Source organism: Lutispora saccharofermentans, assembly GCF_024363565.1.
Taxonomy (GTDB): Bacteria; Bacillota; Clostridia; order Lutisporales; family Lutisporaceae; genus Lutispora; species Lutispora saccharofermentans.
This window is the reverse complement of sequence record NZ_JAJEKE010000015.1, coordinates 41,868-65,183: the sequence shown is the minus strand read 5'-3', so window position 1 is coordinate 65,183 and position 23,316 is coordinate 41,868. Positions and strand designations below refer to the sequence as shown.

Genomic DNA, 23,316 nt, shown 5'->3' with positions numbered 1-23,316 from the left:
CTATGAAATTGAGTGATTTTATTGATATGTTTATTAAACTGCGGTATTTGCCATATATTTCTGGGGGTAAGGCTACTTGGGTCATGAGGTGTCAAAATAAGCCGTTAGCAGTTTTAGGTATAAAGAAATACGAGCCAGATATAAGTGAATATAAAGCAAAGCTGTTAATTGAAAACATAGAACTTTCAGAAGTGCTTAGTGCCGGCTCAGAAAAAAAGATTGGTTTCAGGTATTATGCTCAAGAAGATTATTCAAGCGTCTATAAGAAAATGAAAGCTGAATGCCGTAGGTGATATAATGTGTGAAAGCTGTAAGGATATAATTCTAAGGGATTCATTTTATAGTCCAGTCGATTACTTAAATTGTTTGGGATATCTTCAGGAATTAATCAAAGCAGGTCGTTGCAAACTTATAGAAAAATCTTGTGATTTAGATAAAGTAAAACCAGTCCCAGTAAAATATCTTGCTATATGCCAGTATGAGAATGATAAATTAATTTATGTCTTTCTCTGCAATGAGAAGCTTGAAGTCGAGCAGGACAGTGCATTCGATACTATAGAGGAAGCCAAAACGGATACTGCTTTGAAGCGAAAATTGAAAGAAGCTATTCAGTGGATAATTGGAAAAGAAGTATAGTAAAATAATCGGAGGTAGTAATGGAAAATTATGCAAAGTTGATATTAGAACATACACAAATTCCGCAAAATGTTGTTTATGAGGTGTATGAGGTGTTAATAGACAAAGAAAGCAATAATATACCTCTTAATTATATAGAAGAACATATTGATTCATTTGTGAAATAACCTGCATTACCCTGTTTTCTCATTTTGTTCAACTAGATTATCACAAATTGCTGTATAGTAGTCTTGATAAATAAGAATTTATCGGGGAGATAATTTATATAATTCTCTGTATGATGAAATATGCAGAGAATTTCTTATAACAACCAATGTAAAACGTTCTTGACATTCTTGACTTTCATATATATAATAAATGTTAAGAGTTATTTACATTCGGAGGTATATTATGAAATCATTTTTTTCAAAATTAGGCTTTCGTAAAATGGATGAAATGGAGAAGGACATTGCCCTTAAAGCACAAAGAAATGCTTTAATTTATGTTTTATTGGTTCTAGCAATATGGTCTTTCTACGAATCTTTCAAAGTGTATACACAACACACATCTCTCAATTCAGTACCCAGCTTTTTATTAGTAACTACCAGTTCTGTACTAATTTTATCACAACTCGTGTTACAAAAAAGAGCTGTAAAAGTTGATGATGAATATAAAGATGCTACTCCAATTTTTAAAATTATCGTAGTAGGTGTAATTGTCGCTGCAATTATTATTTCGATTGGCGCCTGGATAGTCTTTTCTGGGATATAAAAATGAAGAATAATATTAAGCAATTAAGAAAAGACAAAGGTTTACGACAAGAAGATATGGCTGTCTTATTAAATGTCTCAAGGCAAACAATTATTGCAATAGAAAACAACAAATATAATCCTACGCTGGAATTAGCTATGAAAATGGCTAGATTATTGGATACGACCATAGAAGAATTATTTATTTTAGAGTAACTTCTTGGTTTGAGCATAACCGGAAACTTACAAATCCCAATTTGTTTAAAAGCGTTTCATAATATGAAAAAACCGGGGATAGGCCTATTTTGCTTGCCATGGTCCAGGCGGCGATAAAGGGGTAGTTTTTAAAGCTAAAGAGAGATGTCAGGCGCAGCTTGACGGAGGGATTCAATCAACAACAGACAGGGTATTGCGCATTCAATTGCGTGGTATCCTGTTTCTATATTTTGCGCTTGACAAAATACCGCCTCGTATTATATTATACCAGTATAATATAATACGAGGTGAATAAAATGTCTTTACCTTATGGAATTCTGGGACTGCTGGCGTACAAAGAAAGCACAGGCTACGACTTGACCAAAATTTTCGAGGACTCGCTTAACAACTTCTGGCATGCGCAGAGCAGTCAAATCTATCGGGAGCTCGGTCGTTTGGAATCTGACGGACTGGTTACCTCACGAAGCGTTATCCAGGACACCCGTCCGAACAAGCGCGTTTATACCGTGACGGAAGCCGGAAGAAAAGCTTTTACGGACTGGCTGGGCAAGGCTGAGCCAGCACTGAAAAATCCGCATAATTCTTTGCTTATGCGCGTATTCTTCGGCGCGGACGACACTGAAGCGACGCTTGTTATGCTCAGGCAATGCCTGGAGCAATGCCTGAGCGAGCTTGAAGATAATTGTTCCGACATACGCAGGAATATAGAAGAATACGCGCGCGTTATGCCGGATGGGGTGGAAAAGAGCAAATATTGGCTGATGACGCTGGACTTCGGCGCAGCCAATGCGCGAGCGACGGCTGAATGGGCAAAACACTGCATCGAGCAAATTGAAAAGGAGCGATGATTATGAAGATACTTATTCTCTGCGATAGAGAAAGCGGCACAGAGAGCGGCTTCAACCTGAGCCTGCACGCGGAAGAAACTCTTAAGCAGGTGGGCTGCGAGGTACAGACAATCGTTTTGAACAGCGATGAAATAAAGCCATGCATCGGCTGCTTCGGCTGCTGGGTCAAGACTCCAGGGCTTTGTGTCATCACAAATGACTGCGCGAACGACATATCCCACATATTTATGCGTTCGGATGCAGTGGTACTGCTTACCCATATTACTTACGGCGGTTTTGCCCCTGATTTAAAGGCTTTCCTCGACCGCAGTATCCCGAATATATTGCCGTATTTTGAAATTTATCGCGACGAAATGCACCATAGGATGCGCTACGGCAGATTCCCTTGGTGGATAGCTGTTGGGTACGGAGATAGTTTGGAAAGCGAGCTTGAAATTTTTCGCGAGCTGTCCGAGCGCAACGCTCTCAACTTGCGTCCACAGAAACATTTTTGCCTTACGGCGAAAAGTGCTGGTGAATGCCAGGATGTTTTGCAGGCGCTTAAGAGAATCTTCACAGAGGAGGTGAGCGCATGAAGCGTGTAGTAGCCATAAACGGCAGCCCGAAATCGGCAGAAAGCACATCCGGCATGCTAATAAAAATACTGGAAGAATATATAGGTACCATAGTAGACACATTCCAGGCCGTTGAGCTTATACGGCGGGAAGACGCTCATAAGGTCATAGCCGATATCTTAAAGGCCGACGATTTGCTTATTGTATTTCCGCTCTATGTCGATTCGCTGCCCGCTTCGCTTCTGAAACTGCTAACGCAGATTGAGCAGGCGGCAAAAGCCTGTGGCTCATCACTTCCAACGGTTTACACCATATGTAACTGCGGCTTTTACGAGGCGGAACACAATAGCCTCGCTTTAAAAATGACCCGTACTTTTGTAAAGAGAATAGGGGCGGGCTATGGATACGGTCTCGGCATTGGCTGCGGAGGAGTGCTTGCGCAAATGAAAAAAGGACCTGTGGACAACGTATACGCCGCGCTGCGCGATATGGGAGACGCAATAACGGCTGAAAACTCAAAAGAGTGTGAAGATGTATTCGTAACACCGAAGATGCCGCGATTCCTGTACAAAATAGGCGGAAATATCGGCTGGCGTCAAATGACCAGGAAGAACGGTGTACTAAAGCAGATAAAGGCGAAGCCGCATAGCTTATAAATAAAGTCGACGTTATATACTGTTTTACCAATAAAGTGTTCCATAATGCAAAGAAAGGTCAATTGGTCTATTTTACTAGCAGCAGCCCAGGCGAATATAAAGGACAAAATGGGCGAATACAGCCAGAAGTAAGTTAAAAATTAGTGAAAAGCTTGAAGAGGCTTATATATCAAGAGTAAGGAATACTTATGGGCACAGGAATAAAAGTGATTAAATAAGGAAGGAGGACAGAGAAGATGAATTATATAAAGTTTAGTCTGTTATTTATCGTGATTCATGGAGTGTCATATATTGTTGCAGGGGTATTGGCTTTAAAAATCAGTAAAGATATTTATGAAAGTAAAAACAGACATTGTAATTTTTTAAGGGATATGTCAGACCCGGAAGAAAGTAAACATGTTCAAATAATGTTTTTGCCTGCTCAAATTTTGAGGGGACTTTTAATGTCAATTGTACTCTTTCCAGTATTAAATACTATCAGGGAACTCCCTTTTACATTAAAATTTACTTTTTTTTGCAGCCTGATGTTTATATATACTCATATAGCTGCTGTATCACCATTTATAGATAACATAGAAGGCTTTGTCTATTTTAAAAAAGATTACTTAATAAAAAAATATTTATTGAAATTTCAGATGGAAATGGTAATTTATAGTATTTTATTCGGGTTGCTTATGAGTGCATTAACTTAGTATACATATTCATCACCAGTAACAAGTGTCTGAAAGATTAAGCAAAAAAATAAAGTAAGGGTATTGCTCTTGATAATTTTAAGGGATAATACCCTTACTTTATTATTGAGAGCATTTTTGAACACTGATAATGACTTTAGTAAGAATTTGCAGGATATTATAGGCAACAAATGGATAGATTTATATTTGCTGAAAATTACTATTGACCCTACCACAATGCCATAAATAGGATGTTTATTGATTGGGTGTTTATTTTCAAGAGATGGGAACAGCCGGAACGTGAGTATCAATATCTGGCCTCGTAATTTTACAAATAAGCACAAGGATAAAATGACGCGGCTCAGTATCCGTGAAGCGAGCAAGTATATTTAGTTTTTCATGAGGTGTTCAATAATGCGAAAAAAGGTTTTATATAGATGTAAAGGAAACTTGACAAAATGATATAAAATCTTTACAATAGATGTAAAGGAACCTTGTCATAAAAAGGGGCGGTTACATGGAGAATAAAGTTGAAGAGCTTAGAAAGCTTATTGGCATTAATCAAGAAGATTTGGCAAAGGCGCTTAAAGTTTCCAGACAAACAATTAGTTCTATAGAAACAGGCAAGTATAACCCTTCGCTGGAATTAGCCTTTGCAATTTCAGCTTACTTTCAAAAATCAATCGAGGAAATATTTATTTATGAAGGGAGAGGGGAGAATGAAAAAGAGTAACTTATATATAGGGCTGATGTTTTTGTTTATAGGAATTGCTTGCTTAGTTATTGGGCTGAATTTTGAGTCAAGACTAGAAAGCCTATTATTTGGGTGGACAGGAGCAGGGATTGGCAGTGGAGCAGTTATCTTATGGAAATATTATTATTGGACCAGACCGGGAAATAAAGACAAATATCAAGAAAAAATTGAGAATGAGAAAATTGAATTGCAAGACGAAAGAAAAATAATTTTGCGGGATAAGTCCGGCAGATATGCATATATTATTGGACTGATTGTAATCTCTGTGTCGGTTGTAATCTTTTCTATAATAGGCAGTCTTAATATAATAGAAAATTCAACGCTGATAATAGCATATTTAGCCGGATTTTTTGCATTCCAATATACCATAGGGATTTTAATTTTTAACTATCTGAATAAGAAATATTAAGCAGGCTGTAAGGAGTGTTCCATAATAGATCAATCGAAAGATGGTTCAGGCTTGGTTGATCAAAGGTAGGAAAGCATTGTTACCGCATCTATAACGATTCGATATTCTTTATGTTAAAAAAGTCGAGCATAGTAAAAGCAGCTTTGGTATTATCTAGATATGAAGGAGGGAGATAATGTTAAACGAATTAAATCATGTAATTGACTATATTGAAGAGCATTTAACCGATGATCTGTCTCTTGAAATAATTTCTGAATATGCCGGGGTTTCTGACTATAACTTTAGAAAGATATTTTTTTATCTTTCAGGGTTGACCCTTAGTGAATATATCAAAAACAGAAAATTGTCGGAAGCAAGTATGGATTTATTGCATGGAGAAAAAGTAACGGATGTTGCTTTGAAATATGGTTATCAGTCAATGGACGGTTTTACTCGAGCATTTAAAAAGTGGAGTGGGCTTTTACCCTCAGATGTAATAAAAAAAGGCATAAGCAAATCGTTTCCCAAACTTTCATTCATAATAACCGTCAAGGGAGGAATCACTATGGAATTTAGAATTGAAGACAAACCAGCGTTTAATTTAGTCGGTGTAAGTAAACGTGTCCCTATACAATTTGAAGGTGTTAATAACGAGATTGTAAAGCTTGCAGAAAGCATAACGGATGAACAAAAAGAAGAAATGCATTCTCTTCAAAATATTGAGCCTTATGAAATTGTCAATGCTTCTTATGAGGCTGATGCTAATTTCTTAAAAGAAGAAGGAGATTTAACTCATCTGATAGGTATTTTAACGACTGAAAATCAAGTAAGTGATCAATTAGCAAAGGTTCCAGTCGAAGCCTATACTTGGGCAGTATTTCCAAATGAAGGATCATTCCCCTCTGCGTTACAAGAAACAATGGCAAAAATATATTCAGAATGGCTTCCTTCTTCCAATTACGAAGTAATCAATGCTCCTGTTTTTTCTTTTACTAAAATGAATGGAGATAAAAAAGATTACGCTTATAGTGAAGTTTGGATTCCTGTACGGAAGAAATAAAAACAAAAATACGAAAACTTGAAAATAAGAAACGTAAGAATTTGGGACAAAAATAATATAAATTTAGAAAGAAAAAAATTTCGTGGCGTCAACCATTTGATCCGGTTGACGTCATTTTTATGCCGGCATATTTAAAAGATAGTACGAAGTAGGATAATAAAATATGCCTTATCACAAAGGTTTCACGGAAGATACTTAAGAAGAGATTAACATAGAAAAACTTAGATATATATTATAAAAATTAATTATTTGTTAACAATCTTTTGCTTTCATTAATAACGAAACTGGTCTATAATAAATGAAATTGGTTTTTAATAAGGCTTAAATCTATATACGGTTTGGCTAGAATAAAAGCATACGGGGGAGGATTATATGTGTTCAATTCTTTATTCAAAAAAATTTTGAGCATTTTTACAGGAATCGTTCTGATAAGTTCTTTTCTTTTTACGGGTATTGCCATATATGAGGTCAGAGAAACGGTGATGCAGCAGATGGAAAATGACGGCAGAGCCATGGCTGCTTTTATACGTCAAGAGCTTTTGGAACGTAAGCTTACGGACCTTAATCGGATATCTGAGCAATTTTTCGGATTAAAGCAAGCGAGCAATGGCAATCTGCTTTATATTTCCCTTTCAGATAGTCGGTATAATGTTGTTGCTTCCTCTGATTATGGGAGTGCCAGTGGAACAGATGCAATTACCGGAGCAACTGCTTCAGGGGATACTTCTCTTGAAGCAACCTCTTCAGCTACTGGAACAAAGCCTGCGAAAGGCGGAATTGATGCTCTGACCTCCGCCACTACCGCTATTGTTTCAAGGACTGATAAGGGAGTGCCGGTGCTAAATGTATCCATTCCTTTTGAAGCTGATTTTATGGAAGCCGGCAGTGTTAATGTGGGTATTTCTCTACAGCCCCTGAATCAACGGATCAATAATACTATTATAAATATAGTAGTTTTTTCTCTGGGGATTCTGTTTGTGGCAATTCTCCTGGGAGTATTATTCGCGCGGTCCCTTACCAAGCCAATTGTCAGCGTAGTAGATAAGCTTGACAGTTTCTCTAAAGGAGACTTTACTGTGGAGTTCCGTAGTACAAGCAGGGATGAGATTAAAAGGCTTACTAATGCTATGAACCATTCGGTAAATACATTGAGGAATATGATCCTATCGATGAAAATAATAGGGGACAAGCTATATAATGTATCAGGCTCCATAAATGAGGCTAGTGAGGAAATTGCAGCTAGCGGCATAAATGTTACACAAAATATTGAGACCGTTTCAGAAAGCATAGTCGTACAGAACGATGATATTCATTATATTACTCAGGCTTTAGACAATTTTGGAGGACGTTTTGATGGTATGCTGGGGGAGACCACTGAAGTATTGGCAGGCAGCAGGATGATCAAGGATACTGTGGAAGAAGAATACCGCAGCATGCAGCAGCTTGTAGATACGGTGGAGTAAATGCGGCTATCTTTTGAAGGAGCTATAGAAGAGATACTTCTTCTTAGTGAAGATGTGGAAAAGATTAACGAAATAACGGATATAATCAACAGTGTGGCCAATCAGACCAATATGCTTGCTCTTAATGCTTCTATCGAATCGGCAAGAGCCGGAGAAGCAGGCCGGGGTTTTGCTGTTGTCGCAGAGGAGATAAAAAAATTGGCGGGGCAGGTCATGAATTATTCAAATACCATCAACGGACTTATCAGCAATGTTACATCCAATACCTTGAAAGTGGTAGAGAATACACGCACAATATCAGAACAGATAATAATAGAAAAGAAGGCAATTGATGAAACAGTGAATGCCTATGAAGATATCAGGACCACTGTAGATAAAAGCATTGACCGGGTAGGAGGAGTTTCTGCATCTGTTCAGCTTTTGTCGGAGGAGAAAGAAAGGATTATAAAGAAGGTGAGCGATTTATCGGTCATCTCAACCAAGGTGGCAGCTTCCGCACAGGAAATAACATCCAGCGTACAGAACCAGACGGCAAGCATGGAGGAGATTCTGGCTATGTCAAATGAGCTTGATGGTGCGGCTCTTCAGCTTAAACGGGAGCTTAGCAGCTTTAAGGTATAAAAATGGTTTAATAGAAAACATCGCCGATTTATCGGCGATGTTTTATTTATGACTTACTTAAATAGAGCTTGGATTAAAATTTAATAATATTAAAAAAATAACAATCATTGGATAAGCTGCTTATTTACATGTTTATTACATTTTAATATTATTTTATTTGATAATCAGCTCATTAGCCTGTTATATGGCATCATTATTGCTTGAATAAATTTATGAATAAGAATAATCGGGAGGTTTGTGTAATGAGAGAAGTTGTGATTGCATCAGCCGCTAGAACAGCAATAGGAAATTTCAATGGTAGCCTATCCGGCGTTTCAGCTGTTGATTTAGGTGTCGTTGTTGTGAAGGAAGCATTGGATAGAGCTGGCATAAAGCCTGAGATGGTCGATCAGACGATCCTTGGATGCATCCTTCAGGCCGGATTAGGCCAGGGTGTGGCAAGGCAGGTATCTGTCAAGTCGGGAATTCCTGTAGAAAAGCCGGCAATGACGATCAATATGATTTGCGGGTCGGGGCTGAGGTCTGTTCAGCTTGCAGTACAGGCGATTGTATCAGGAGAATCGGAAATAGTGGTTGCAGGCGGAACGGAGAATATGAGTGCTGCGCCATATTTACTCAAGAATGCCAGAACAGGTTATAGGATGGGCAATGGCGAAATAATAGATTCTATGGTCTATGATGCATTGACAGATATATTCAATAATTATCATATGGGAATAACTGCTGAAAACCTGGCAGAAAAATATGGTATAACCAGAGAGCAGCAGGATCAATTTTCAGCTACAAGTCAGAATAGAGCAGAAGCAGCAATAAAAGAGGGTAAGTTCAAAGATGAGATTGTTCCGGTCATCATACCGTCGAAAAAGGGTGAGGTGGTTGTTGATACGGATGAGTTTCCCAGGGCTGGAGTAACTGCCGAGTCCCTTGCCAAATTAAGACCGGCATTTAAAAAAGACGGTACGGTTACAGCAGGTAATGCTTCAGGCATAAATGATGGAGCAGCAGCGATTGTTGTCATGTCCAAGGAAAAAGCTGACGAACTAGGAATCAGACCTTTAGCAAAAGTTGTAAGCTATGCTTCTGCAGGTGTAGAACCCAGCATAATGGGTATCGGTCCGGTCCCTGCAACCTTGCTTGCATTGAAGAGAGCTAATTTGAAATTAGAGGATATAGATCTTATTGAGGCAAATGAGGCTTTTGCAGCTCAGTCTCTGGCAGTGGCAAAAGAATTGAATCTCGATATGGAAAAAACTAATGTTAATGGCGGTGCAGTTGCTTTAGGCCACCCTGTAGGAGCAAGCGGTGCCAGAATTTTAACGACTCTTCTTTACGAGATGAAAAGGAGAAATTCTAAATACGGTCTTGCTACTCTCTGCATTGGCGGTGGAATGGGAACTGCATTAATAGTAGAAATGTAAGATATGAAATAATATGAAAGCCATCGAGAATAATAATTTCGATGGCTTATATTATTTATCTTTAAATCATATCATTAAAGGAAAATACAATTTTTTGTAGTATATAAATAGTATGCTTAATCTGATCTAAGAATATTGTTGATTTTTAGGAGTTGTTTCTATGAATATCAGGCAAAGAACCGAGGAAATAGAAAAATTGATTCTTTCACCCTATGCGGTAGCATGTATAGACAGCGTGGGCAGAGATAAACCCGAGGATAAGTGCATCATCAGGACAGATTTTCAGAGAGACAGAGACAGGATAATTCACTCTAAAGCCTTCAGAAGGCTTAAACACAAAACTCAGGTATTTATATCACCTGAAAAAGATCACTATAGGACAAGGCTAACTCACACCCTTGAGGTCTCACAAATAGCCAGAACCATAGCAAGAGCTTTAAGGCTAAATGAAGATTTAACAGAGGCCATTGCTTTAGGGCATGATTTAGGCCATACCCCTTTCGGACATGCAGGTGAAGCGGTATTGGACAGCATTCATCCATCAGGTTTCAAGCATAACGAACAAAGCCTCAGGGTTGTAGAAATATTAGAAGATAAAAGAGGCTTAAATCTAACATGGGAAGTCAGAGATGGGATACTCAATCATACTGGAGACAATTTGCCCAGCACATTGGAAGGCATGGTAGTTAAATTTTCTGATAGGATAGCATATATAAATCATGATATAGATGATGCTTTAAGAGCAGATATTTTAAGCACCGCAGACATACCTGAACAATGTTTGGAGGTTTTAGGCAGTGATCATAAGAGCAGAATAAATACAATGATTACGGATATAATTACTGAGAGCTTGGATAAGCCTTATGTCAGGATGAGCGAAGGCGTTGATGAGGCTACAAAGCAATTGAGGAATTTCATGTATGATCATGTATATATTGGCTCTAAAGCTAAGGTCGAAGAGGTAAAGGTTAAGTATATTATAAGACAGCTTTATGAATTCTTTATTGCGAATCCTGAAGAAATTCCTCAGGATTTGCGCATGAAGCTGCCATGCGAGAGTATTCATAGGTTGACCTGTGATTATATTGCCGGCATGACGGATAGATATGCATTAAACAAATATAAAGCGATTTTTTTGCCTACTGCATGGCAGATTTAAATGATCATTTTAATAAAAATTGAAGGATATTTGGCTTTTATATCGAATAAGTATAAATTCAGTGTCCTAAATAGGTGGAGTATGAAAATATTAGTCGATGCCGATGCATGTCCCGTTAAAGATATTATATTAGAAATATCTCAAAAATACAATATTGAGGCTATATTCGTATGCAGCTTAAGCCATTATTCTAACTACTATGAAAAGCATGGATTAGATCCGGTATATGTAGATAATGTATCTCAATCTGCAGATCTGGCAATAATCAATAGAGCAAGAGAAGGGGATATAGTAGTAACAGGGGATTATGGACTTGCTGCAATAATATTGTCAAAGGGAGCATTTGCCATCTCTTTTGACGGCAAACTGTTTGACGACAACAATATTGATGAATTGTTAGCGAAAAGACACGAAACATTAAAATCTTTGCGCAGCGGGGGACGTGTTAAGGGCCCGGCCAAACGAAGCATAAAGGACAATGAAGAGTTTTTATGCTCTTTGGAAAGATTGATAAAGATTATATGATTTAAAAAAGGTGGTATAAGCTATGTTTTTCTCAGAAGAAATGGTTTCTGAGATAATTGAGAAAAATGACATTGTTGATATAATATCGCAATACATGAACCTAAAAAAAAGGGGGAGAAACTATATCGGTTTATGTCCTTTTCATTCTGAAAAAACCCCCTCTTTTAGCGTTTCTCAAGATAAGCAGCTTTTTTATTGCTTTGGATGCGGAGAAGGTGGAAATGTAAGTACTTTCATTCAAAAGATCGAAAGGATGACCTACCCGGAATCCTTAAGATTTTTGGCTGAAAAGGCAGGAATTAAAATAGAAGATACGGCAAACAAAGAGGATTTAGAAAAGGCTAAGAGAAAACAGCTTCTTTTTAGAATAAACAAGGAAGCTGCCAGATTTTTTTATAATAATTTGAGCGGCAATCGTGAAGCGATGAAATACTTATCCAATCGAGGCCTGAGCATGGGTACTATAAAAAAGTTTGGCCTTGGTTTTTCGCCGGATAACTGGGACAGTTTGAAGAACTTTTTGTCTTCGAAGAGTCTAAAACTTGAAGCAGCATATTCTGCGGGACTTCTGGTTAAAAAGAATAACAACGAAGGCTATTATGATAGGTTTAGAAACCGAGTCATGTTCCCGATCATAGATTTAAAGGGGAATGTCATTGCCTTTGGCGGAAGGGTGCTGGACGACAGCAAACCAAAGTATTTGAATTCTCCTGATACTCCCATATATAATAAGGGTTACAATATTTATGGGTTAAATCTCGTCAAAGGTATAAGAGATTTAAGGAACATCATTGTCGTAGAAGGATACATGGATGCAATATCACTGCACCAATATGGGATCAATAATGCAGTTGCATCGCTGGGAACGGCATTTACTGAGCATCAGGCAAGATTGCTTAAAAGGTTTGCAAATGAAATAATCATTGCTTATGATTCAGATGCCGCAGGTCAAAATGCGACTTTGAGAGGCTTATCCATATTGGAGAAGGAAGGCTGCACTGTAAAAGTGTTGAGACTTCCCAAGGGAAAAGATCCGGATGAATATATTAGGAAAGAAGGCTTGGAATCCTTTAAAAGACTGGTTGACAACAGTATGTCCTTGATTGATTACAAAATATTTAACCTGAAAAACGGCATCAATATGGAAAACATTGAAGATAGGATAAAGTTTATAAAGCAGCTCGCGAATGTTATGCAGACTATTGACAGTCCTGCTGAAACCGATGCATATATTAAAAAGTATTCAAAAGAGATGCAGATAAGCGAAGAGGCTGTTTATGATGAATTAAATAGATTAAAAAAGAAGCATACTAATGGAAATAACAGGCATAATATAGTAGACAGGACTGCTGTTGCAAACAATGCAGAATTAAAAAAATCTATTAATGGAGAAATTATAGCAGAAAAAAAACTGATTAACATATGCATTCAGAACGAAAATAAGGCAAATTATATATTTAGCCGTGTTACCGCTGATTATTTCAATCTGCCTATTCACAGAAGAATTGCTGAGATAATAAATTTAAAAATAAAAGAAGGAAAATTGATATCAGCTGGAGAAATAATAATCCATTTGGAAAATGAAGAGGACAGAAAAAAAGCCGCTGAGGTTTTCAATATTGAGATAACAAGCCATGATTTGGAACTAATGGATTCATATATAGATAAGCTGTTGCAAGCACATATCCGCAAGAGGATTGGGGAATTGACCAAGTTAATGAATGAATATTATGAGAATGGGGACAGGGATAAATCGAATGAAATATTCAAGGAAATCATGGAATTGCAAAAGAAGAAGAAATAGTTTCCTGGAAGGGAGGGGATAACTTTGAAGAGTGATGAATCTAAAATGAATTATATAAAGGAATTGGTTGAAAAGGGCAATAAGAATGGAATGCTCACTTATAAAGAAATAATGGATACATTAGAAGAAGTAGAAATGGATCCTGAACAAATCGATAAGATTTATGAATATTTGGAAGCAAAGGGTATAGATATTGTAGGCAATATCGATGCTGAAATTGACATACCTCCCATTGATGACGAAGCCGAGCCGGTTGAACTTGACCTTACAGTACCCGAGGGTATTAGCATAGATGACCCTGTGAGAATGTACCTAAAAGAAATTGGAAAGGTTCCTCTTCTTAGCCCGGATGAAGAGATCGAGTTGGCAAAGAGGATGAAGGAAGGAGATGCTGAGGCCAAGAAAAAATTGACCGAAGCAAACCTGAGACTTGTAGTTAGTATTGCAAAAAGGTATGTAGGCAGAGGAATGCTGTTTTTAGATCTTATACAAGAAGGTAATCTTGGCCTTATTAAAGCAGTAGAGAAGTTTGATTATGTAAAGGGCTTTAAATTCAGCACATATGCTACGTGGTGGATTAGACAGGCTATAACAAGAGCTATAGCAGACCAGGCAAGAACCATAAGGATACCTGTGCATATGGTAGAAACAATAAATAAGCTCATCAGAGTTTCAAGGCAGCTTCTTCAAGAACTCGGGAGAGATCCTCTGCCCGAGGAAATTGCCCAAGAAATGGGGTTGTCTGAAGACAAAGTAAGAGAAATAATGAAAATTGCACAGGAGCCTGTTTCATTGGAAACTCCCATTGGTGAAGAAGAAGACAGCCATCTGGGTGATTTTATTCCAGATGATGATGTTCCCGCTCCGGCTGAAGCAGCGGCTTTTACGCTTCTTAAAGAACAGCTGATGGAAGTGTTGGATACGCTGACTCCCAGAGAAGAAAAGGTTCTTAGATTAAGATTTGGGCTTGATGATGGCAGAGCAAGGACCTTGGAGGAAGTGGGAAAAGAATTCAATGTAACAAGAGAAAGAATACGTCAAATAGAGGCAAAAGCTTTAAGAAAATTGAGACATCCCAGCAGAAGCAAGAAACTAAAAGATTATTTAGAATAGAAATTTCTACAATATACTATTGACAATTTCCTATAAAGTTAGTAGAATATTATTTGTCAGTTTACTTTCCTCAATAGCTCAGTCGGTAGAGCATGCGGCTGTTAACCGCAGGGTCGTTGGTTCGAGTCCAACTTGAGGAGCCATGCTGGGGCCTTTAGCTCAGTTGGTTAGAGCAACCGGCTCATAACCGGTTGGTCCGGGGTTCGAGTCCCTGAAGGCCCACCATATTAAAACCTGGATGATTTCCCGGTTTTTTTTATTTTAATTTTTTAAATCAAAATCGCTTATGAATATTGGATAAGTATAGTATAATAATCATATAGGCGATTAAATGCAAAGGATGATATGTGTTGGACTTAACTCCAAGATTAGCCGTTATAGGGGAAAGCATTGACGAATGTGATGTTGTTGCCGATATCGGATCTGACCATGCTTATTTACCTATTTACTTGATAAATAATAATAAAGCTAAAAAAGCTATAGCCACGGATATCAATAAAGGCCCTGCGGAGATATCCATGAAAAGAGTTAAAAAATATGGGCTGGAACAGCACATTGAAATCAGGATAGGAGACGGCCTGTCCGCATTGAAGGATAAGGAAGCTGATATAATTGTAATTGCGGGCATGGGTGGAATATTGATACAGAATATACTCAGCGAGGGTATAGATATTGCAAGAAGTGCCGGAGAGCTTATTCTTCAGCCAATGAGGGATAGCAGGATACTGATAAAATGGCTTATCCAGAATTCCTTTGAAATATTTAATGGTGAGATCGTTAAAGAAAACGATAAATTCTATGAGATTATTTGGACGAGATATAAGCAAAATTGCTATGATGAAAAAAGTATAGATATGATAAATGAGATGTTTTATTATAAAAATTCTCCTGCCTTGCTTGAATACATAGATAAAAAAATTAGTGAGTATAGCGGAATCATAGACCATTTGGAGAACTTTACTCATAAAAACCAAAAAAGAATAGAGGAATGCAGTAAAGAATTGATACACTATAAGGAGGCGAAAAAATGGCTCAGCTTAAATGTGGAACAGTAGCAAGCTTTATGGACACCATTGCACCGAAAAAACTGGCTGAAGACTGGGATAATGTCGGTCTTATCGTCGGTGACGGCAGCAGCAGTGTAAATAAGATTATGATTTCCTTGGATTTACCTGCCTGGGTTGTTGAAGAAGCCATTGAAAACAATGTAGATATGATCGTTACACATCACCCTCTCATATTTAGCCCTCTGAAGAAGATAAATACAGATTCCGTAATTGGTAAGAAGATTATAAAATTGATAAAGAATAATATATCTGTTTATTCCTCTCATACTAATTTTGACATATCTGAAGGCGGATTGAATGACGTATTTGCAAAGCAATTAGGCTTTGTAAAAACAGAAATTATGAAGCCGGTTTCTGAAGAAAAGTTATATAAAATTATTGCCTTTGTTCCTGAAGGCTTCGAGGAGAAGGTTATGGAGCAGATGTCCCTGGCCGGAGCGGGGCATATAGGAAAGTATAGCAGCTGCAGCTTTAGGGTAAAGGGCATAGGCACTTTTAAGCCCGGAGAAGAAGCGGATCCCTTTATCGGTGAAATAGGGAAGCTGGAAAGAGTTGAGGAATACAGAGTTGAAACTGTTGTTCCTGAAGCCCTTATTAATAATGTTGTAAAATCTATGCTTAAAGCTCACCCCTATGAGGAGGTGGCCTATGATGTCTTTGAAATGAAAAATAAAGGCAAGGCCTATGGCTTAGGAAGAATCGGTCAATTAGAAAACAGCGTAACATTAGCCTCATATGCTGCCTTTGTAAAAAGAACTTTGGACATAGAAAGCATAAGATATTCTGGTTCACCAGACACAAATATAAAAAGAGTAGCGCTGTTAAATGGATCAGGCAATAGTTTCGTACGATCAGCTAAATTTTCAGGCGCAGATGTCCTTATAACGGGAGATATGCAATACCACCAGCTGGTTGAAGCTCTGGAGGAGGGAATATGCGTAATTGATGCAGGTCATTTTGGCACGGAAAAGATAATGATAAAAACAGTTTCCGATTATTTAAAATCTGCTCTTGCAAGCAATGGATATACTGTGGATATTATAGAAGCCAAATCAAATGTTGATATAACCATGAATCTCTAGGAATAGTATTTTTGCTATTCCTTTTTTGTAATGCTTTTGCAAGATAAAAGCATTACAAAAAAGGCTTTCCTTAATATAAACAGTGCTTTTGCAAGATAAAAGCATTACAAAAAAGGATTTTCTCGACATAAAGAATCTTAAAGAGAGTACAAATTAATTATGAAGGGATGATGGCTTGTGGGCTTAGAATTTCTATATGAACTACAGCATCAGGAAAATAATCATAAAAAGTTGCTTTCAAGAATATCTGAAATAAGCGATGATGCTCAAATAAACAAATTTAAAAAAGAGTATGCCAAGCTTAAGGAAGAGTATGTAAAACTATGTGAGAAAAAAAAGGAAATAGAAAAGCAGATAGCTCAAAAAAAATCTCATTATAAAAGTCTGGAATTAAGCAAAACTAATTATGAAAAGCTTATATATACCCCGGAAATAAACAGCGTAAAAAAGCTTGAGACATTAGAAAAGCAGATAGATGATGTTCAGAAAAATTTGGAATTGGAAACGCTAGGTCTGGAGAATTTAGAAAAAAGCTTAAAAGAAATGGAACTTGATATATTAAGTATTAAGAAAAAGATAGTATTCATTAAAAAGAAATATGAAACAATGAAAGCAAACAAAGAAGAAGAGTTGGATTTTTTAATGAATGAAAAGAATAATATTGAAGGACTTATTGAAGATATAAAGCTGAATGTAAATGAAGATATATATAAAGAATATATTAAAATGAAAGAAAAACTAATAAATCCAATTTCAGAAATAGAGAATAGAAAATGCAGTGGCTGCGGCGTAGAAGTTCCGGCTATGGACTATGAGTCTGTAAAAATAGGAAATCCTTTAAAATGTCAAAACTGCGGCAGAATTTTAATATATAAGAAAAATAAATAGAAGATGGATAAAAAATTACCTTTGACACCAGCGCATTTACATTATATAATTAACTTCTGCAAAGGAAAAAACGAGTAAACTGGATGGTCGCGTGCACACTGTAGAATGCATGAGGAAAGTCCGGGCTCCAAAGGGCAGGGTGCCGGGTAATACCCGGTGAAGGCGACTTCAAGGAAAGTGCAACAGAGATATACCGCCCCGAAAGGGGTAAGGGTGGAAAGGCGAGGTAAGAGCTCACCAGCGATTAGGCAACTAATCGGCTATGTAAACCCCATCTGGAGCAAGATCAAATAGGGAAGCTAATGAGGCGGCCCGCCTCGCTTCTGGGTAAGATCGCTAGAGTCTGCTGGCAACAGCAGATCGAGATAGATGACCGTCTACAACAGAACCCGGCTTATAGGTTTACTCGCAAAATTTAATGCCGCAGATTTTAAATCCGCGGCATTTGTTATTTAATTTTCTTTATTTTTCAACCTTAAGAAAGTTTACTATGGTTGCTGCAGTCTCTCCTTTAGTGAGCTTATCTTCCGGTGCAAAGCTTCCGTCTTTGCCCGACATGATATTGAGACCGGATACTATTGCAGCAAATCCTTTATTATCTTGGGAAATCTTATCTTTATCCTTGTAATTCAGGTCGAATATATCGGATTTTTTAGCAAGATAACCTAAATTCATTGCATTTACTATCATTTTTGCAGCTTCAATCCTGCTTACTTCAGCATCCAAATTTTTTTCTTTTTCAGTGATTATTTTTTTAGCTATAGCTTGCTTATAATATTCATCGTAATCTTCTGCAGATGAGTCTGATGCATAAGAAATTACCTGATAATAAGGCTGTAAGGAATTGATCAAAATTTTGATAAAGTCCTTTTGCTTGATCCTTTCATCCGGTGTAAATTCCTTGTTGTCAGCTTCTATGATATTTGCTTCAAGTAGTGCTAAAATATCTTTTTCAGCCCAATGCCCTTTTATATCTGTAAATGTCAACTCTTGTTTATCCTTTATAGCCTCACCGTTATAATTCAGTAATGCACCAGTTTTTGGGTCAAGCATGCCGGAAAAATCATCGAAGGCATAGACGAGCTTTATAACCCTGTTATCTGGATATTTGAGAGTATAATCATAATGGATAATATATTTTAGCTTGAATTCTACGTTATTATAGAGCGCTTCATATGCAGCATCTATGGATAGCAGATCATCTGCTTTTGGAAATTCTAAATCCATCCAATTGCTATAGAAATTTGTAATTTCGCCTGTATAGGCATTGACTGTTACATTCAGGTTATTTCCCGGGCAAGATATGCCGTTAACCTTTCTCACAAAATTAAAGCTATAGCTTACCGGTTTTTCAACATTGCTGTTTTGAAAAATATCAGGTCTATACTCAGTCTGAGCAAATTTTTCCGGAGCTATCATGCTTAGAAATTTTTCTGCTGCTTTTTTGGACTTTTCCATATCATATTCGGGGTTTCCATTTTTAGATGCATTATCTGTAGTGCTGTCATACTTAGATATGCTTCTGACTTCTTTTGTCACTGCATCAACAGAAATACTGATGTAAGCATATTCATTTTTCTCCGGATTGTTATAATTCCAAGAGAAGCTCCAGCTGGCATTAGTTCCGTTATAATCTGTGTAGAGGGAAGCAGCTTCCAGTTTATATTTATCCTCTACTTTTACATATTTCTTTGCTATTTCTAAGGCCTGTTCTCTCGTTATAAATTTTTTGGTATTTTCAACCTCTTTTATCTCTTCGGGTGTCAAGACAGCGGCTTCTTTTGCCATCATTGCATTGTCGGATGCGCCCATATCATATAGCGGGTTGTAATACCCGTAGTTGATCACCTCGCCGGTTAAGGCATCTATCGGCCTGTTTCCATTCTTAAAGGTATATACCAATTTGGCATTATTCTTTTTTGTTTTCTGATCATATTTGATCAGATAAGCTAATTCTATGCCGACCTTCTCATTGAAATTTTTTCTGGCTTTCTCTATACTGATAGCCTTTGATACATCGGGCAAAGCCTCTTTATTCCAGGTAAAATTATAATTATTTATTTCAAGGGTGTTTTTATCTATGCTCACATTGACTCCGTTGCCTTGAAAATCCAAATCGTTGACTTTTCTTATGAAATAGAAGTTATAGGCATTGACATCATAAATATATCTGGATCCACTATAGCTGTCATCTACAAGGTCCATCTCCTTGTATTTTTCGGGCTGAAGCTTTTTTAGAAGCTCCTCAGCTATTTTAAGTGCTTCTTCTTTTTTATATTTTGCAAGCTTTGACGGATTTGAAGATTCATTCTTCCATTGACTCATGTATAAAACATCACCGGTTTCAGCATCCACATTTATGCTTATACCATGGCTGTTTTTCCTTGAGTTCCAGTTGAACTGCCACTGCTTTGTCCCTTCAATGTTTTCATAATAGCTTTGATTGAAATCACAATCCTCTGTGTTTATATTAAAACTATTTTTTGCGATTTCAATTGCTTTCTCCAGGCTAATCTTTGTCTGGCTTTGAGATGTCTCAGCCAGAACAGGCAGCATGTTAGTAAATAATAGTGTTAGAGCCAGTACTAGTGATAAAATCTTTTTCATGTTTATCCCCTTCCGAATTATTTCTTTGCCTAATTAGACTAATTTTGGAGTTAAAAGTTTCAAGATTTATATATTAGCATTGTAGATATATTATGCCACTTAAATATGCACTGCAGAATAGGTGAAATTGCTGCATAATAAACCAATTGATGGAAATAATTATTGTGAGAGCTTTTGGGAGGTGTAGAGTTGGCAAAGAAAGAAAAAAGCAATTTACGGGTTGCATCGGATGAAATGAGCTCCTCCGAAATACACAGTATTATTTTGCGCGGTGTGCTATATACCCTGAAAAGCATATTTACCAGCTACTATGTGTCTGAGAATATTGAAGCTCTTATGAGCTATATAAATGAAAAGAAGATCATAGATCCGAAAGAATATAAGAGGCTATTGGCAGAAGCTAAGGATTTTTATCCTGTGATATTATGTGCTTTGTTCATAGCTCCTATAAAGAATGCAACAAAAAAATATAAATTGAAAAACTTGGCCAAGGATAAAAAGGATGAGCTCTTCAAAGAATTGCATAAAATTTTTATGGATTTTTTTACAGACTGGCTGTGCAATGTGGAATTAGATCCTTTACTGTATTACAGAATAGGACTTTCCTATAATAAGAGGTTTAACATTGGGCTGTATATAAAGAAGCAAAATTCATACTATCTTACTGAGCTTGAAAATCAGATCCTCAATGGGCAGATTCTGGATATACTATGCATTTATCTGATTGAGGAAGTAGCGATACAACTGGGCATAGCAGGCCTGGATTATATTGATTACTATAATATCGTGAACTGCAGCATAAATAATGAGAGCCTTCAAGATAGCATAATAATTTAAAATGGGAATCAATACCATTAAAAAACAGTTTACATAATGCTATAATACATATGTATATATAACTTGAAGGAGGCAGAAAATGTATACCAAAAGAGGCTTGTATAATTCTATGCTTATAATCTTGCTTATACTTTCCATCGCTTCTATACCGGTATTGTCAAATGCAGCAGCAGAAGTCGGTACATACACTGAAATAAGCTCGGAAAAACTAAGCAATGAACTGTTTCAACCCCAGATAACTGAGATTTTATACAAAGACGTTAAAGGACATTGGGCAGAAAACTATATGTCCGGATTAAGCGATATGGAGATATTAAAGGGCTTTGTTGATAATACCATGAAACCTAATAAGACAATAACAAGGTCAGAATTTATAACTATGATCGCAAGGGTCATGGATCTGCAGAAGGACTCTGACAAATACTCTAATTATACGGATATTCCTGCAACCCACTGGTCTTACACTTATATTAACAATGCAAAAGCTTACGGATTGCTGGATGACTTTACCGGAACAAAACTATATCCGGATAAGGTAATAACCAGAGAAGAAATGGCTGTAATAATATCCGGAACACTTCCAAGCGATTATAAAGTGGACAAGCCTATGAGCTTTAGTGATATAAGAGCTGATTATGTTAACAAAATCAGCATTGATAGAATATCATCAGCCGGAATAATAAATGGTTTGCCTGACGGAACTTTCTCACCTAAAGGCAGCGCTACCAGGGCAGAAGCTGCTGCAATGATATACAGGCTTATCCATTTAAAATCCGAGACAGAAGAAAGCGGGATTTATGATTTTGTGCAAAAATATGAGACAAGCTTGATAGAAGCAGCAAACGAAGCCGATATTGAATTGCCGGGAGCTTTGGAATATTCGATCGGCAAAGAAAAAGCATTGAATCAAAAGCGCAGAGAGGTGATCTCGAATTTAAAGAAGACGAACACAAATGTAAGAAGAAGTATAAGTGAAATGAAAGTTTACGTTCTGCAAAGCTCCTTATACAAATATGTCCTTGAAATAGATTACGTGCTTTCTGTAGAAAGCGGAGTCTTTAACAAAAGTGAATACAATATAAGAAAGAATCTCAGCGTGACAAAGCGAGACGGACACCTGGTAGTTTTTGATTCGTTGCTTGATGGCAGTCTTATAAGCAAGTCGAAAGACGATGAAAAGGTGAATTTGACCTGGCAGTATGTATATAGCAAAACACCGGATATGACTGGTGAGAAAAAGATAGCCGGGCTAAATGTTGTATCTCCTACCTGGTTTGTACTGCAGAATGAATCAGGGGCTATCATAGATAAAGGAGATATAAACTATACAAAGTGGGCCCATGAAAATGGTTATAAGGTTTGGCCCCTTTTTGGAAATGCTTTTGATCCGGACTTGACAGGAAAGATATTGGAAGACGCGGATAAAAGATCAAAGCTTGCGGACTCTATTATTGAATACAGCATCAAGTATAATGCCGACGGAATAAATATGGACTTTGAAAATATGCGTACATCAGACAGAGATAATTATACTTTGTTTATTAAAGAATTATCAGCCAAAGCAAAGGCAAAAGGCTTGATCACTTCTGTTGATGTCACTACCATCAATCAATATTCCAGCTGGTCTACATGCTATGACAGAAAAGCTTTGGCCAAGTATGCGGATTATATGATACTGATGGCTTATGACCAACATTGGGAAGGAAGCCCTGTAAGCGGTTCTGTCGCTCAGCTGAGCTGGGTTGAAAGCAGCTTGAAGAAAGTCCTTGAGGAGATTCCTCAAAATAAGCTTATATTGGCAGTTCCGTTTTATACAAGACTTTGGAAGGAAGCATATGTGGATGGAAAGACAGTTGTGACTTCCCAGGCTATATCCATGGAAACGGGGGAAAAAGTAATAAAGGATAATCAGGCATCTAAAATATGGGATGAAAAGAGCGGCCAATACTATGCAGAGTTTAAAAAAGACGGTGCTTTGTATAAGATATGGCTGGAAGATGAGAATTCAATAAGGCTCAAGGCGCAGCTTGCCAATAAATATAACTTGGGGGGAGTTGCATCCTGGAGAAAAGGCTTTGAAAAGCCGGTGGTTTGGGAGGTAATACACTCTGTTCTTAAGGCAGCAGCATCATCCTATAGCTAACCACTGCTAATTGATATAAGCGATGGTAAGCTCGCGGACAAGGTGAATTGCCCCACAGGGGCAAGAGAAGGTGCCCTG

Annotated in this window: 25 protein-coding genes, 2 tRNA genes and 1 other RNA gene; 27 read left to right on the top strand and 1 reads right to left on the bottom strand. The window is 37.4% G+C overall.

Going from position 1 to position 23,316, the window contains the following annotated elements; translation table 11 throughout:
• The first annotated feature begins 2 nt into the window (after window positions 1–2).
• The 25 genes from LJD61_RS14980 (at window position 3) to rnpB (ending at window position 18,064) form a co-directional block, all read left to right on the top strand.
• Window positions 3–293 carry a hypothetical protein gene (locus LJD61_RS14980; protein WP_255228361.1) on the top strand — a complete coding sequence of 97 codons (291 nt, stop codon included), beginning with the start codon at window positions 3–5 and terminating at the stop codon, window positions 291–293.
• A gap of 4 nt (window positions 294–297) precedes the next feature.
• On the top strand, window positions 298–636 hold the full coding sequence (locus tag LJD61_RS14975; protein ID WP_255228360.1) for a hypothetical protein: 339 nt from the start codon (window positions 298–300) through the stop codon (window positions 634–636).
• A gap of 20 nt (window positions 637–656) precedes the next feature.
• The gene (locus tag LJD61_RS14970) at window positions 657–803 is read left to right on the top strand and encodes a hypothetical protein (protein ID WP_255228359.1); all 147 of its coding nucleotides are present in this window, start codon (window positions 657–659) and stop codon (window positions 801–803) included.
• Window positions 804–1,026: 223 nt separating this feature from the next.
• Entirely contained in the window at window positions 1,027–1,386 is a 360-nt protein-coding gene (locus LJD61_RS14965; RefSeq protein ID WP_255228358.1) for a hypothetical protein, read from the top strand.
• Between the two features lie 2 nt (window positions 1,387–1,388).
• The gene (locus tag LJD61_RS14960; RefSeq protein WP_255228357.1) at window positions 1,389–1,580 is read left to right on the top strand and encodes a helix-turn-helix transcriptional regulator; all 192 of its coding nucleotides are present in this window, start codon (window positions 1,389–1,391) and stop codon (window positions 1,578–1,580) included.
• A 296-nt stretch (window positions 1,581–1,876) separates the two neighbouring features.
• Window positions 1,877–2,428 (top strand): PadR family transcriptional regulator, encoded by a 552-nt coding sequence (locus LJD61_RS14955; RefSeq protein ID WP_255228356.1) that lies wholly within the window; start codon window positions 1,877–1,879, stop codon window positions 2,426–2,428.
• 2 nt (window positions 2,429–2,430) lie between these two features.
• Window positions 2,431–3,003, top strand: coding sequence for a flavodoxin family protein (locus tag LJD61_RS14950; protein ID WP_255228355.1), 573 nt, complete (start codon window positions 2,431–2,433; stop codon window positions 3,001–3,003).
• The gene (locus LJD61_RS14945; RefSeq protein ID WP_255228354.1) at window positions 3,000–3,638 is read left to right on the top strand and encodes an NAD(P)H-dependent oxidoreductase; all 639 of its coding nucleotides are present in this window, start codon (window positions 3,000–3,002) and stop codon (window positions 3,636–3,638) included. Before LJD61_RS14950 ends, LJD61_RS14945 begins: the two co-directional genes overlap by 4 nt.
• 236 nt (window positions 3,639–3,874) lie before the next feature.
• Complete coding sequence (locus LJD61_RS14940) at window positions 3,875–4,330, top strand: hypothetical protein (protein ID WP_255228353.1); 456 nt, start codon at window positions 3,875–3,877, stop codon at window positions 4,328–4,330.
• A gap of 496 nt (window positions 4,331–4,826) precedes the next feature.
• The gene (locus LJD61_RS14935) at window positions 4,827–5,042 is read left to right on the top strand and encodes a helix-turn-helix transcriptional regulator (RefSeq protein ID WP_255228352.1); all 216 of its coding nucleotides are present in this window, start codon (window positions 4,827–4,829) and stop codon (window positions 5,040–5,042) included.
• Window positions 5,029–5,472 carry a hypothetical protein gene (locus tag LJD61_RS14930; protein ID WP_255228351.1) on the top strand — a complete coding sequence of 148 codons (444 nt, stop codon included), beginning with the start codon at window positions 5,029–5,031 and terminating at the stop codon, window positions 5,470–5,472. Before LJD61_RS14935 ends, LJD61_RS14930 begins: the two co-directional genes overlap by 14 nt.
• A gap of 175 nt (window positions 5,473–5,647) precedes the next feature.
• Window positions 5,648–6,511 carry an AraC family transcriptional regulator gene (locus tag LJD61_RS14925; protein ID WP_255228350.1) on the top strand — a complete coding sequence of 288 codons (864 nt, stop codon included), beginning with the start codon at window positions 5,648–5,650 and terminating at the stop codon, window positions 6,509–6,511.
• 374 nt (window positions 6,512–6,885) lie between these two features.
• Window positions 6,886–7,974 carry a HAMP domain-containing protein gene (locus LJD61_RS20590; protein WP_255228349.1) on the top strand — a complete coding sequence of 363 codons (1,089 nt, stop codon included), beginning with the start codon at window positions 6,886–6,888 and terminating at the stop codon, window positions 7,972–7,974.
• On the top strand, window positions 7,975–8,595 hold the full coding sequence (locus LJD61_RS14915; RefSeq protein WP_255228348.1) for a methyl-accepting chemotaxis protein: 621 nt from the start codon (window positions 7,975–7,977) through the stop codon (window positions 8,593–8,595).
• Between the two features lie 242 nt (window positions 8,596–8,837).
• Window positions 8,838–10,013: an acetyl-CoA C-acetyltransferase gene (locus tag LJD61_RS14910; protein ID WP_255228347.1), complete on the top strand. Its 1,176-nt coding sequence runs from the start codon at window positions 8,838–8,840 to the stop codon at window positions 10,011–10,013.
• Between the two features lie 160 nt (window positions 10,014–10,173).
• Window positions 10,174–11,172, top strand: a complete 999-nt coding sequence (locus LJD61_RS14905; protein ID WP_255228346.1) for a deoxyguanosinetriphosphate triphosphohydrolase — start codon at window positions 10,174–10,176, stop codon at window positions 11,170–11,172.
• 81 nt (window positions 11,173–11,253) lie between these two features.
• A complete protein-coding gene (locus LJD61_RS14900; protein ID WP_255228345.1) occupies window positions 11,254–11,697 on the top strand; it encodes a YaiI/YqxD family protein in 444 nt (147 codons plus the stop codon).
• A 22-nt stretch (window positions 11,698–11,719) separates the two neighbouring features.
• Window positions 11,720–13,501, top strand: coding sequence for a DNA primase (gene dnaG / locus LJD61_RS14895; protein ID WP_255228344.1), 1,782 nt, complete (start codon window positions 11,720–11,722; stop codon window positions 13,499–13,501).
• A 45-nt stretch (window positions 13,502–13,546) separates the two neighbouring features.
• Window positions 13,547–14,614 carry an RNA polymerase sigma factor RpoD gene (gene rpoD / locus LJD61_RS14890; RefSeq protein WP_408615592.1) on the top strand — a complete coding sequence of 356 codons (1,068 nt, stop codon included), beginning with the start codon at window positions 13,547–13,549 and terminating at the stop codon, window positions 14,612–14,614.
• Between the two features lie 67 nt (window positions 14,615–14,681).
• A tRNA-Asn gene (locus LJD61_RS14885) sits at window positions 14,682–14,757 on the top strand.
• Between the two features lie 5 nt (window positions 14,758–14,762).
• Window positions 14,763–14,839: transfer RNA gene (locus LJD61_RS14880), tRNA-Ile, on the top strand.
• A 125-nt stretch (window positions 14,840–14,964) separates the two neighbouring features.
• Window positions 14,965–15,669, top strand: coding sequence for a tRNA (adenine(22)-N(1))-methyltransferase (locus tag LJD61_RS14875; protein WP_255228342.1), 705 nt, complete (start codon window positions 14,965–14,967; stop codon window positions 15,667–15,669).
• A complete protein-coding gene (locus LJD61_RS14870) occupies window positions 15,642–16,763 on the top strand; it encodes a Nif3-like dinuclear metal center hexameric protein (RefSeq protein ID WP_255228341.1) in 1,122 nt (373 codons plus the stop codon). The genes LJD61_RS14875 and LJD61_RS14870 overlap by 28 nt, the downstream gene beginning before the upstream one ends.
• Window positions 16,764–16,940: 177 nt before the next feature.
• A complete protein-coding gene (locus tag LJD61_RS20585) occupies window positions 16,941–17,651 on the top strand; it encodes a zinc ribbon domain-containing protein (protein WP_255228340.1) in 711 nt (236 codons plus the stop codon).
• 71 nt (window positions 17,652–17,722) lie between these two features.
• Window positions 17,723–18,064: RNase P RNA component class A (gene rnpB, locus LJD61_RS14860), an RNA gene on the top strand.
• Window positions 18,065–18,113: 49 nt separating this feature from the next.
• Here the strand turns inward: rnpB and LJD61_RS14855 are convergent.
• Window positions 18,114–20,258, bottom strand: coding sequence for a YcdB/YcdC domain-containing protein (locus LJD61_RS14855; protein ID WP_255228339.1), 2,145 nt, complete (start codon window positions 20,256–20,258; stop codon window positions 18,114–18,116).
• A 189-nt stretch (window positions 20,259–20,447) separates the two neighbouring features.
• Here LJD61_RS14855 and LJD61_RS14850 point away from each other — a divergent pair, with 189 nt between their 5' ends.
• Window positions 20,448–21,095: a hypothetical protein gene (locus LJD61_RS14850; protein WP_255228338.1), complete on the top strand. Its 648-nt coding sequence runs from the start codon at window positions 20,448–20,450 to the stop codon at window positions 21,093–21,095.
• A 79-nt stretch (window positions 21,096–21,174) separates the two neighbouring features.
• Window positions 21,175–23,238 (top strand): S-layer homology domain-containing protein, encoded by a 2,064-nt coding sequence (locus tag LJD61_RS14845; protein ID WP_255228337.1) that lies wholly within the window; start codon window positions 21,175–21,177, stop codon window positions 23,236–23,238.
• The last annotated feature ends 78 nt before the right edge of the window (window positions 23,239–23,316 follow it).